Here is an 11,739-nt window from a genome sequence, read left to right on the forward strand (position 1 = left end):
ATCGGCTTCGCGTTTGACGGAAATACGGAATTCATCCGGACGCGATGCTTGGGACAAACTGTATTGGCGGTTGAAAAGGAACTCTTCTCCAGGGATTGCGAGGCGGACCGTGATGTATTGGCCAGCTTCATAGCTCGGCACATTCTTGCCATCAGCCGGTTTTAAATAGAAGGAAGTGATATTTTCACTTTCTTTCACTTTGCGTGCAATCGTGAAGTCTTTGAAGAAGCTCCAGCCGTTATCCTGGGTTTCGGATTTTTCGTACATGCCGTTCTCAATGCTGATGAAGACATCGGCGATGACGCCGTATGCTTCTGCCCAAGCGTTGATGACCTCATCTGTCGCGGCATCGCCGAGCACTTCTTTAATCGCTTTCAGCAAATATTCACCGACGATTGGGTAATGTTCCGCTTTGACGCCGAGACTGACGTGTTTATTGGCAATCTGGACGACTACTGGAAGGATCGCTTCGAGATTATCGATGTGCACAGCAGCGGCATACACCGTATTGGCAAGCGCCGTTTGCTGGCGGCCTTGTTTTTGGTTGGCTTGGTTAAAAATATTTAAGAGTTCCGGATGCGCTTCGAACATATTGCTGTAAAAAACGGTTGTAATGGTTTTTCCGTGTTCAGCTAATACAGGGGCAGTGGATTTGACGATGGTTCTTGTTTGTTCGGATAACATAGTCAATCTCTCCTTTTGTTTTCTATAATCCCACTATAAACCGAAAGGGATTTTAAAGATATATTTAAAATACATCTTTAAAATTTAGACACATTTCATTTCACAGAAAAGTCACACATGGAATAATGGGCTGAAAAAGCCCCGATTCTGCAGATGCGTTTCCTTTCCAGAAATTATGGCGGCGCGTATAATAAACGTGCAGGGAAGGTGAAACCAATGAGATTGACGATGTATACGGATTATTCATTACGCGTACTCATCTATTTGGGAACAAAAGAAGATGGCAAACTGACAACCATACAGGAAATTTCCGATGCTTATCATATATCGAAAAACCATTTGATGAAAGTGACGTTCGAACTCGGCAAAGCAGGATTTATCGAGACGGTCAGGGGCAGGGGAGGCGGTATTCGTTTGGCGGACCGTCCAGAGAACATCAATGTCGGCAAGGTCGTCCGTAGAATGGAAGAAGATTTCCACTTGGTGGAATGTTTCAACCCGGAGACCAATATGTGCCCGATTTCCCCGATCTGCGGGCTACGTGGTGTTCTTGGCAAAGCGCTGCATGCGTATCTGTCAGTATTGGATGAATACAATTTGCAAGATCTTCTATTTAATAAAGAAGGATTACGCGATTTATTGCGCACGTAAAAAAGCCTCCGCTATCGGAGGCTTAGTTTTTATAATTCGATTGTTTGTGGATCTTTGCCTTTGCGGTTCATTAAACGGACACGCGTTGGCGTAATTGCCAGGATGATCAAGTTCGGGTCTTCTGGGCCGTCGAACCAGCCGGTCAAGTGTTCGTTCCACACTTTGTCGATCAGCTCACGGTCATCCCGCAGCGACATCTGCCCTTCGATTTCTAGGAAGCTATCGCCGACGCCTTCCCCTTCGTAGCCAAGCAGGATATGGGCGTTAGGATTCTTCTCGAGCTCGTCCACTTTCTGCGTCTGCTTGCTTGTAGCCGTGTACAATGTAAATTCGTCATTGAAGAAGGTCATATAACGGGAATGCGGCTTGTTGTCTTTGATCGTTGCCAAAGTCCCGATCATGCTGTCTTCCAAAATTTTCAATGCTTGTTGTTTCAATTCTTGTTGTGCCATTCAAATCTCTCCTTTACGGTAGTATCGTTTATCGTTTGTCAGGAAAACTGCGGGCGACAAGCCCGCAGAAGAAATCATTCCGGATGTTTTTCCTCGCTTGCTGAATCATCTTTCGTATCACGGGGATTTTTTTCGTCTTTCATGTCCTGCTTCAAGTCTTCCAAAGGGATGGAATCCACATTCATTTCTTCTTCGTGCATTTCTGTCATGGTTTCTTTATCTGTCTTCACTTGCTCAGGATTGTCCATTGGAGCTCCGTCGCTTGTTTTGCGTTCCTTTTCGTTGAAACGGTCTTTTTCTGCCATCGTTAGCACCTCTCCTTTAGCGTTCTTGTCTATCTATTCCTTAATTGGAGTGCTTTAAAACATTAGAACTTGCTGGGGATACCCGGCTGGCGTATGATTATTTAATAGGGCTAAATAAGGAGGGTGGCTATACAATGACGCAACAAACGAAGGTAAACGTGGGCGGCCTGGATTTTGAATGGGATCTCCCACAAGGGCGCTTTCTTTTCGAAGGGCAAAATTCTGTGCTGTTTTGGACTTCCACTGCAATGAAAATGTTCTTTGATTCCATCGAGGAAATTTCCGGGGAAGAAGCGGCCGCTGTCGTTTTGGAGTCGACTGGGTTTCGCCAAGGCCAGGTAGTCGGGGATTATTTCCATGGGATGGATGGGATTTCGGTTTTTAAAGCTTCCGAACTCATTACCAATACATACGCATCAGCCGGCTGGGGAGTGGCTGCTATCCATAACCTGGATGTGGAAGCGGGCACCTTGGAAGTGACGCTGAAAAATAGCTGGGAATACCAGATTAACCTGGCACAGGGAAAAAAGACCGGCGGCAGTTTTTTGCCGGCCCATTATGCAGGGATTTTCAGCTCGCTTCTGGACCGCAGCATTTGGTATGAAGTGGTCCACTCGCAAATCGAAGGGCATGATGAATGCCTGATCCGCTATTTCCCGTCAGAAGAGACGATTGAAAAGAACATCCATACGCTGGCGCGCCGTAAGGAATCGGAGAAAATCCGCGAACTCGAACAACTGGTGGATGAAAAGACAGCGGATCTCCATGACATGATCCGGGAAATTTCTTCGCCGCTAATTCCAGTGCTAGAAGATATTGTGGTCGTTCCGCTTCTCGGACGCTATGATGAAGCGCGTGCCGAAGAGTTATTGACCAAAACGCTTGAGAATTTGCCGAAATACAAAGCGCGTTATTTGCTGCTCGATTTGACCGGGCTGAATGAAAGCTTCAACCAGCATACGGCGATGCTGATCGAAAAATTAGGGTCTGCCGCGAATTTGATCGGTACGAAAACGGTGCTGGCCGGTATTTCACCGCATACTAGCATGACCATCACAGAAGCGGCCGTAGACCTCTCTGGCTACGAATGCTTCCGTACGCTTCAACACAGCATCCACTTTGCTTTGGCACAGAATGGCAAGACGATTATTTAATAATAAAGCTTTCCCTATTAGCAAAACGCATAGGGGAAGCTTTTTTTGGATATTTTTGAATAAATTGGATAAAAATATAAAGAAAATACTATTTAGTATATTGAGATTTCTTGAAAGAAATGATAAGCTCGAGAAGAACAATACATAGCTGACCACTGGGGGAGCCGGAATTGACTGGCTGAGACGAGCGAATGCTTGGACCCCTTGAACCTGATCTGGACCATGCCAGCGTAGGGAAGTGGTACGTATGCTTCCTTTTGCCTGCATACACCGCTTCCCCATGGGAAAGCGGTGTTTTTTTATGGGCTTTGAAGTCATGCATAAGCTGAGAGGAGTTGAGACATTTTGGAGGAAACATGGGGCTATATGGAGTCGGGGCTTTGCACGCCGGCACACAATATGGCAATGGATGAAGCATTGATGAACTGGCAGCGTAAGACAGGCATGAAGCCTGTGCTCCGATTTTATGGATGGGCGCCAGCCGGCATTTCAGTGGGATTTTTCCAGAAACTGAATGGCAGCATCGATCTCAAAAAAGCCGCGCAAATGGGCATCCCTTTGGTCAGGAGGCAGACAGGCGGAAAAGCCGTACTCCACGATCAGGAGTTGACTTACAGCGTGGTGATACCGGAACATCATCCATCCATGCCGAAATCAGTAAAAGAAGCGTATTTGGTCATTTCCCGAGGCTTGCTTGAAGGCTACCGCAATTTAGGCATTCAAGCAAAACTGGCTGCGGAGAAGAAGCGTTCGAAAGAATCTTCAGCGGTCTGCTTTGAAGAACCGTCTTGGCATGAATTGACTGTTGAGGGTCGAAAAGCGGCAGGAAGCGCGCAGACAAGAAAACAAGGCATCATTTTGCAGCACGGCTCGATTCCGCTTCAGCTTGATGAAAACCAGTTGTTCGACTTGTTCGTGTACCCGAGTGAAGTGGTGAAGGAAAGGGCGCGTCAAGCTTTCCGAACACGTGCCGTTGCAATCAACGAACTAATGGAAGAACCGGCAAGTTTAGAAGAAGTGCAACAGGCATTCAAGGATGGATTTGAAACGGGGCTTGGCATCCGTCTAGAAAAATTCGAACCGCCAGCTGAACTATTGGAAGAAGTGCACGTGCTCGAAGCCAAATATGCAAGCGAAGAATGGAATCACAGACGAGAAGAGAAAGGGGAACTTATGCGATGACAAAAACAAAGCAGCGTGAACGTAAACCCGAATGGCTCAAAGTGAAATTGAACACCAATGAAACTTATAATGATCTGAAGAAACTAATGCGGGAGAAAAATTTGAACACGGTATGTGAGGAAGCCAGATGCCCGAACATCCATGAATGCTGGAGTGAACGCCGCACCGCGACCTTCATGATCCTGGGCGATACGTGTACAAGAGCGTGCCGGTTCTGCGCCGTCAAGACTGGGTTGCCGAACGAACTGGATTGGGGCGAGCCGGAGCGCGTAGCGGAATCGACAGAAATCATGAACTTGAAGCATGTCGTCGTTACAGCAGTTGCCCGTGATGATTTGAAAGATGGCGGTGCTGCCGTTTTTGCGGAAACTGTCCGTGCCATCCACCGGAAAATGCCAGAAACTACCGTCGAAATCTTGCCGTCCGACATGAAAGGCGATTACGAAAGCTTGCATATGTTGATGAGCAGCGAGCCGGATATTTTCAACCATAATATTGAAACGGTGCGGCGCCTGACCAAGCGTGTCCGTGCGAGAGCGACTTACGACCGTTCGCTGGAATTGCTATTGCGGGTCAAGGAAATCGCACCGCATGTGCCGACCAAATCAAGCATCATGGTTGGACTCGGGGAAACGAAAGAAGAGATTATCGAAGCGATGGATGATTTGTTGGCGCACAAAGTCGACATCATGACGATCGGCCAATATTTGCAACCGACATTGAAGCATTTGGACGTTGTCCGTTATTACCATCCGGACGAGTTCCAGGAATTGAAGGAAATCGCATTGGCGAAAGGCTTCAAGCATTGCGAGGCCGGCCCGATGGTGCGTTCTTCATACCATGCGGATGAGCAAGTGAACGAAACCGCTGTGCAGAAACGCATCAAATACATGAAAGGCGTCGAATCGACTGGCGCAAAAATCGAGCGTATCGAATTTTGAAATAATGGGGCTAGTGTATAAAAACCTTTCTTAGAGGAGAGCTTGAATTGAGGAAAATACTTATTGCGGCCATGCTGTTAGCTGCTGCGCTGTTCATTACTGGCGCATGCAGCCCGCTTCTGGCGGCAAAGGAACCAGACCTCTTTGAGTATGAAGGGGCGGTAGTAGGGAATAACAGTGCTGTCCTCAATACCCTTAACAGGCTGCCGGGCGCAGAGCATTTTACAGGCTTTGAATTGGAAACGAAACAACAGCCTTATGGAATCATCGCCTCTTACGATTGGACAGAAACCGCGTCATCGGATAAAGAAACCGCGGTCCGCAATGCAACGTATTTGTTTACGCTGATCGACAATGTGGAGCGGGTCCAATTTGACTTCGACACAGGAGCAGGCGTTGAACAATACCGCTTAACGAGAGAGCGATTGCAAGCTTGGTACGAAGTGGATTTGACCGGAATTGATGAGCAAGAGAAATTGGAAGAGCTGATCGAACAATATTTGGATGAAGACCGAAAAATTGACGCGCTGTTAACACAATCCTGAAAATGCATGAAACCTAAAAAAGCAGGGCATTGGGCCACTGCTTTTTTATGTTGAATTGTATTGAATAGATTTCCCGGGAAATTAACGGGTAAAGCCAGTTATTTCGCGGTTTTTGCCACTTCCACAATCACTTGAGTCGCTTTTTCCATGTTTTCAGCGGAGATGAACTCGAATTTGCCGTGATAGTTTTCGCCGCCTGTGAAGATGTTCGGCGTCGGCAAGCCCATATAAGATAATTGGGATCCGTCCGTACCGCCGCGTACAGGGATGATGTCTGGGGACAGCCCCAATGTCTTCATCGCTTGTTCGGCCTGATCGACGATTTCCATCACCGGTTCGATTTTCTCGCGCATATTATAGTACTGGTCTTCGAGCTCGAGTTCGATCGCTTGTTCACCGAATTCTTTTTGCAATTCGGCAGCCACTTGTTCCATATGGCGTTTTTTCGCTTCGAATTTGTCTTTATCGAAATCGCGCACAATGTACTGAAGCACCGCTTGTTCGACGGAACCGTTGAAGTTGTTCAAGTGGATAAAGCCTTCGTAGCCTTCCGTTTTCTCAGGCACTTCAGCAGATGGCATTTCAGCCTGGAAGCGCGTCGCGACCGTAATAGCGTTGACCATTTTATTTTTGGCGGAGCCGGGGTGGACGCTGGTGCCGTGGACTGTCAATTTCGCGCTCGCGGCATTAAAGCTTTCGTATTGAAGTTCGCCAAGTGGGCCGCCGTCCATCGTGTACGCATAGTCGGCGCCGAAACGGGCGACATCGAATTTATGCGGGCCGCGGCCGATTTCCTCATCCGGCGTGAAGCCGACGCGAATTTTGCCGTGTTCGATTTCCGGGTGTTCGATTAAATATTCCATGGCGGTCATGATTTCAGCGATTCCTGCTTTATTGTCGGCACCGAGTAAAGTCGTGCCATCTGTCGTGATTAAAGTATGGCCGATGTAATTCTGCAAGGCCGGAAAATCAGCCGTTTTCATTGTCACTTTGTCGTTTAATAAAATGTCTTTCCCGTCGTACTTTTCGATGCGCTGCGGGTTGACGCCTTTTCCGGTGAAGTCGGTGGCCGTGTCGACATGTGCCAGAAATCCGATGACAGGGCGCTGTTCTTCCGTGTTCGCCGGCAAAGTGCCGAATAAATAGCCGTGGTCGTCCACTTCGACTTCCTCTAAGCCGATGTTCTTCATTTCTTTTTCCAATTCAGCGAGTAAATCCCATTGCCCCGGTGTAGAAGGGGTTGCGTCATTTTCAAAATCGGATTGCGTGTCGATTTTGGCGTAGCGAATCAGGCGTTCGATCAATTTTTCGATCATGGTAGAGCCTCCTATGTATGTAATGACTCCATTTTAACACGAAATTCGAAATACATAGAAAAACGCTGGTTTTTAATCTTGTTGTTTGGTGGCGAGTGACCGGATATGGGCTTGTTTGACCTGCGCCAATAAAGCGTGTTCAGTCAGCAGACGGTAACCTGTTTGCGCCAATGCTTTTGCGCCTTTGATCAAGGCTTCGTCGCCTTCTTTTGAACGGGCGGCTTCGCGGAATTCTTCGGTATGGGCAATGAGGCTTTCAGGGCCGATTTTGATATAGCCGTGGGCAGTCGGCACTTCATAGCTGATATTGCCGGCATCGGTTGATCCGAGCCCGGAAATACGCGAATTGGCTACTTTGTCGCCTAGTGTTTCAAGTTCGGCTTTGAGAATTTCATCGAGCTCAGGCGTGACAACAAGATCCTTCACTTCATTCTGGAAACGTTCGATTTCGACACGGGCGCCTGTTGCAAGGGCAGCGCCTTCAGCGATGGCACGCACTTTTTTCGCGGTCGCGGCGGTCTTTTTCCAAGAATCTCCGCGGATGTAGAAGCGGGCAGAGGCGTATTCTGGAATGATATTCGGTGCGTCGCCTCCGTGAGTGATGATGCCATGCACCCGTGCATCATCCGGTAATTGTTGGCGAAGGGCATTGATGCCGTTGAACAATTGAAGCACGGCATCGAGAGCATTGATGCCTTTTTCAGGAGACCCGGCAGCATGGGCCGGCTTGCCGAAGAAATGAAAACTCAGCGGGTCGACAGCAAGTGATGGGCCAGTAACAGCCGAATTGCCTGAAGGGTGAAGCATCAATGCAGCATCGATTTTTTCAAGAAGTCCGTGTTTGACGAAACTTCCTTTCGCGCTGCCATTCGGTCCGCCTTCTTCGGCGGGGGTGCCCAGGACGACGACGCGCCCGCCGGTCAATTCCAAGGTTTTACTGAGCGCAATCGCGGCTGCGACACTGGTCGTGCCGATAATATTGTGTCCGCATGCATGGCCAATGCCCGGCAAAGCATCGTATTCAGCAAGAAACGCGATGGTCGGTCCTGGCTTTTGGCTGTCGCGGATTGCGTAAAAGGCGGTGTGGTGGCCAGCGACACCATCTTCCACCTGGAATCCGGCTTCTTCGAGCAATCCGGTCAACAGCCCGCTCGCGAACACTTCTTCATTGCCGATTTCAGGATTTTCATGGATGGCATGGCTGATGCGTAAATATTGTGCGCGGTTCTTGTCGATCGATTCGGTTATTGTCTCGCGCGCTTCGCTAATGATGGTCATGTAATGGTCCCCCTCGAATGGAATTTCATTTTTCAACGGCGTGCAACTGCAGAATGACTGCCTTCTTATTGGTAATCGACTAATTCTTCAACCGAAACGAAAGTCGGGATTTGAGCGCCTTCTGTGTGCTCGATGACAAATTCAGCTGTGTCTTCTTCCTGGTACAATTCGACGATGCGCTGATACGCTTCGTTATCTTCTTCGCCAGCTTGTGCAGCGATTAAGTTGATATAAGGTTTTGCCGTATCGCTTTCACGGGCAATCGGGTCTTCTGTCGGGTTCAATCCGGCATCCACTGCGATGCCGTTATTGACGATGGAAGCAGCGACGTCAGCCATAGCGCGCGGCGTATGGGCGGAAGTCATCGGGACGACTTCAATGTTTTTCGGGTTGTCGACAATGTCTTCTGCTGTTCCGGTCAATCCGGCATCATCGGATAAAGTGATGAGCCCGGATTCATCGAGCAAGAGGAGTGCGCGGCCCATGTTGGTCGCTTCGTTTGGCATAGCGATTTGGGCGCCTTCGGGAAGTTCTTCAATCGATTCGTATTTATCGGAATACAAGCCCATCGGTGCAATAACGGTAGAGCCTATCGGTACGATGTCGACATTGTGCTCTTCGACAAACTCATCGAAATACGAGATGGTCTGGAAGGCATTCAAGTCAAGTTCGCCTTCAGCGAGTGCCAAGTTCGGGGCCACATAATCGGAGAAGGTGATGATGTCGAGTTCGATGCCTTCTTCAGCGGCTTTGTCGCCGACATAATCCCAAATCGTCGTGTCCGATCCGCTGATGCCAAGTGTCACTTTCGTGGTTTCGCCGGCTGAGCTATCGTCTCCACATGCGCCGAGAAGCGCGGCGATGCCTGCTGTTGCAAAAAGAGCTGTAATTTTTTTCATGATGAAATCCTCCAATGGTTTTTTTAAGTGATTGTACTGATCAATAAATCGCTTGATTGAATTTAATTGATGTGAATAAAAGGACTTAGCTCCGGCGTACTCTGCGGGACATGAGGTTGCCGAGCGATTGGACGCCTTGGACAAGGACGACCAGAATGGCGACAGTCAATAGCATGACCACTGTGTCAAAGCGCTGATATCCGTAAGTGATGGCCAAGTCGCCGAGCCCGCCGCCTCCGATTGCACCTGCCATTGCGGATGCGCCGATCAAGCCGACGATGGCGATGGTCAATGCCAGGACAAGGGAGCTGAGCGCTTCCGGGATAAGGAAGCGGAAAATGATTTGGCCGGGAGAAGCGCCCATCGCCTGGGCGGCTTCGATGACGCCTTTATCGACTTCGAGCAATGAGTTCTCGATCAGCCGGGCGATGTACGGACCTGCATAAAATACTAATGGGACGATGGCTGCGGCGGTGCCGATCGATGTGCCGACAATGATGCGCGTCAATGGAATGATGGCGACCATCAAGATGATGAACGGAACCGAACGGAAGATATTGATGACGATGTTCAATACGTTAAAGACTGCTTCATTCTCAAGCAGATGCCCTTTTCTCGTGACGACCAGCAAGATGCCGAGCGGCAAGCCGATGAATAGCGAGAAAACGAATGATGCACCCGTCATGTAAAGCGTCTCCCATAAAGCTTCTAGAATTTGCGATTGATCAACCTGCATGTTGCTGCACCTCCTCTACTTGGATGTTATCGTTTCGGATCGAGGCGAGTGCGCGGTCGATTTCTGCATGAGCGCCGTCGAACTCGACAATCAAGTTGCCGTATGGAATGCCTTGAAGTTCTGTAATGTTGCCGAACAACACATTCAAATCGAGCTGGAATTCACGCGATACTCTCGACATGAACGGCTGGCCAACTGAATTCCCGGTAAACTGCACCCGGTAGATTGGGCGTGTCCCGTCGTTGTGGCGGATTTGCTCAAGCAGCGAATCCGGCAATTCATCGTTCATGACAGAACGGACGAACCGCTTCGTCGTCGCGTGCTGGGGATTGCTGAACACTTCAAATACGCTGCCTTGCTCGATGACACGGCCTTCTTCGAGAACGGCCACTTTGTCGCAGATTTCCCGGATAACGCCCATCTCGTGGGTGATGAGCAAAATGGTGATGTTGTATTCCTGGTTGATGCGTCGCAGCAGATCCAGTATGGACTGGGTCGTCTGCGGATCGAGCGCTGATGTTGCTTCATCGCACAGTAATATCGAAGGGTTCGTTGCAAGTGCTCTTGCAATGCCGATGCGCTGCTTTTGCCCGCCGGACAGTTGGTCGGGGTATTTTTTGGCCTGGTCGGCAAGCCCGACAAATTCCAATAGTTCCGCTACTTTCCGGTCGATTTCTGCTTTCGGGGTCTTGGCCAGAATCAGCGGCATCGCGATATTATGGTGTACGGTCTTCGAGTTCAGCAAATTGAAATGCTGGAAGATCATGCCGATATCTTTTCGCGTATCGCGGATTTTGCGTGCGCTTAAAGTGGAGATATCTTCTCCGTGGATGAGCACGCGTCCTGTTGATGGGCGCTCGAGCAAGTTCACCGTGCGGATCAACGAGCTTTTTCCTGCGCCGCTAAATCCGATGACGCCGTAAATTTCCCCGGTTTCGACGGTCAAGTCAATGCCATTGAGCGCATGTACTTGTTGTTTGCCCGATACATAAGTTTTCTTGACTGCTTCAAATTGAATCATGGTGTCCCTCCTGTGGCTGCAAATAGCGATTCGAATGAGTGCGAACGAACACTTTCTTGAAATAACAACAAAAAGCCCTCTTTTTTCTTATACGCAAGAAAAAAGAGGGCTCCAAAATATGAAACCATCTCATTCTCATCTTCCAAATGCTAGAGCATTTGCAGGAATTAGCACAGTTTTCGCTGGTTTGCGAATCTGCTGCCGAAACGTCATAGGGCCTGTCCCTCGGTTTCTCTGGATAAGAAAGTGATGTAAGCTATTCAATTCGTGATTCCTACTTTATTTCGAAATAGCGAAAAAGTCAACAGCTTTGACGTATTTTTTTTCGGGAGATAAGCTACTTATAGTAGTTAAAATTTTTAGAAAAATATGCTTGACTTTAGCCAGGGCTGTCCCTTATACTTTTCAACAAGCAAAAAAATAACTGAATACTCTTATCACGAGAGGCGGAGGGAATAGGCCCTACGATGCCCGGCAACCAACAGGCTCATGTCTGGAAAGGTGCTAAATCCTACAGTGCGCATTTGCGTCGCTGAAAGATAAGAGGAGGCAAATCCGTAACTAACGGCCCTCTT

13 protein-coding genes and 3 riboswitches are annotated in these 11,739 nt (G+C 48.7%); of the genes, 5 read left to right on the forward strand and 8 right to left on the reverse strand.

Translation table 11 applies throughout. The features are described from left to right. Window positions 1-684, reverse strand: a 684-nt coding sequence (locus tag ON064_RS01725) for a globin domain-containing protein (RefSeq protein WP_274623360.1), incomplete at its 3' end; no start/stop codon positions are given. Between the two features lie 216 nt (window positions 685-900). Here ON064_RS01725 and ON064_RS01730 point away from each other — a divergent pair. Beyond that, the gene (locus ON064_RS01730; RefSeq protein WP_274623361.1) at window positions 901-1,335 is read left to right on the forward strand and encodes an RrF2 family transcriptional regulator; all 435 of its coding nucleotides are present in this window, start codon (window positions 901-903) and stop codon (window positions 1,333-1,335) included. 29 nt (window positions 1,336-1,364) lie between these two features. Here the strand turns inward: ON064_RS01730 and ON064_RS01735 are convergent, their stop codons facing one another. Both ON064_RS01735 and ON064_RS01740 read right to left on the reverse strand, forming a co-directional pair. Next, window positions 1,365-1,787 (reverse strand): pyridoxamine 5'-phosphate oxidase family protein, encoded by a 423-nt coding sequence (locus ON064_RS01735; protein WP_101191469.1) that lies wholly within the window; start codon window positions 1,785-1,787, stop codon window positions 1,365-1,367. A 74-nt stretch (window positions 1,788-1,861) separates the two neighbouring features. Next, on the reverse strand, window positions 1,862-2,092 hold the full coding sequence (locus tag ON064_RS01740; protein ID WP_101191467.1) for a hypothetical protein: 231 nt from the start codon (window positions 2,090-2,092) through the stop codon (window positions 1,862-1,864). A gap of 134 nt (window positions 2,093-2,226) precedes the next feature. On the opposite strand from ON064_RS01740, the gene ON064_RS01745 reads away from it, so the two are divergent. The 4 genes from ON064_RS01745 to ON064_RS01760 all read left to right on the forward strand — a co-directional run bounded on the left by ON064_RS01745 (window position 2,227) and on the right by ON064_RS01760 (window position 5,914). After that, window positions 2,227-3,246, forward strand: coding sequence for an STAS domain-containing protein (locus ON064_RS01745; RefSeq protein WP_274623362.1), 1,020 nt, complete (start codon window positions 2,227-2,229; stop codon window positions 3,244-3,246). Between the two features lie 147 nt (window positions 3,247-3,393). Further along, window positions 3,394-3,500: riboswitch (TPP riboswitch) on the forward strand. 88 nt (window positions 3,501-3,588) lie between these two features. Continuing rightward, window positions 3,589-4,428, forward strand: coding sequence for a lipoate--protein ligase family protein (locus ON064_RS01750; RefSeq protein ID WP_274623393.1), 840 nt, complete (start codon window positions 3,589-3,591; stop codon window positions 4,426-4,428). Beyond that, window positions 4,425-5,369, forward strand: a complete 945-nt coding sequence (gene lipA, locus ON064_RS01755; RefSeq protein WP_274623363.1) for a lipoyl synthase — start codon at window positions 4,425-4,427, stop codon at window positions 5,367-5,369. Before ON064_RS01750 ends, lipA begins: the two co-directional genes overlap by 4 nt. A 47-nt stretch (window positions 5,370-5,416) precedes the next feature. Continuing rightward, window positions 5,417-5,914: a DUF4825 domain-containing protein gene (locus ON064_RS01760; RefSeq protein WP_274623364.1), complete on the forward strand. Its 498-nt coding sequence runs from the start codon at window positions 5,417-5,419 to the stop codon at window positions 5,912-5,914. Window positions 5,915-6,012: 98 nt separating this feature from the next. Here ON064_RS01760 and pepT read toward each other — a convergent pair whose 3' ends face one another. From pepT to ON064_RS01785, 5 genes are all read right to left on the reverse strand, one after another. Continuing rightward, window positions 6,013-7,230, reverse strand: coding sequence for a peptidase T (gene pepT, locus ON064_RS01765; RefSeq protein ID WP_274623365.1), 1,218 nt, complete (start codon window positions 7,228-7,230; stop codon window positions 6,013-6,015). 72 nt (window positions 7,231-7,302) lie between these two features. Next, a complete protein-coding gene (locus ON064_RS01770) occupies window positions 7,303-8,508 on the reverse strand; it encodes a M20 family metallopeptidase (protein ID WP_274623366.1) in 1,206 nt (401 codons plus the stop codon). A gap of 65 nt (window positions 8,509-8,573) precedes the next feature. Next, window positions 8,574-9,407: a MetQ/NlpA family ABC transporter substrate-binding protein gene (locus tag ON064_RS01775; RefSeq protein WP_274623367.1), complete on the reverse strand. Its 834-nt coding sequence runs from the start codon at window positions 9,405-9,407 to the stop codon at window positions 8,574-8,576. Window positions 9,408-9,492: 85 nt separating this feature from the next. Further along, window positions 9,493-10,143: a methionine ABC transporter permease gene (locus ON064_RS01780; protein WP_058382841.1), complete on the reverse strand. Its 651-nt coding sequence runs from the start codon at window positions 10,141-10,143 to the stop codon at window positions 9,493-9,495. Beyond that, window positions 10,133-11,164, reverse strand: a complete 1,032-nt coding sequence (locus ON064_RS01785; protein WP_121298546.1) for a methionine ABC transporter ATP-binding protein — start codon at window positions 11,162-11,164, stop codon at window positions 10,133-10,135. Before ON064_RS01785 ends, ON064_RS01780 begins: the two co-directional genes overlap by 11 nt. Before the next feature lie 132 nt (window positions 11,165-11,296). Continuing rightward, window positions 11,297-11,409: riboswitch (SAM riboswitch) on the reverse strand. A 186-nt stretch (window positions 11,410-11,595) separates the two neighbouring features. Next, a riboswitch (SAM riboswitch) is annotated at window positions 11,596-11,710 on the forward strand. Window positions 11,711-11,739 lie beyond the last annotated feature (29 nt).

Origin of the sequence: Planococcus sp. A6 (genome assembly GCF_028823615.1) — a bacterium.
In the GTDB taxonomy this organism is placed as follows: Bacteria; Bacillota; Bacilli; order Bacillales_A; family Planococcaceae; genus Planococcus.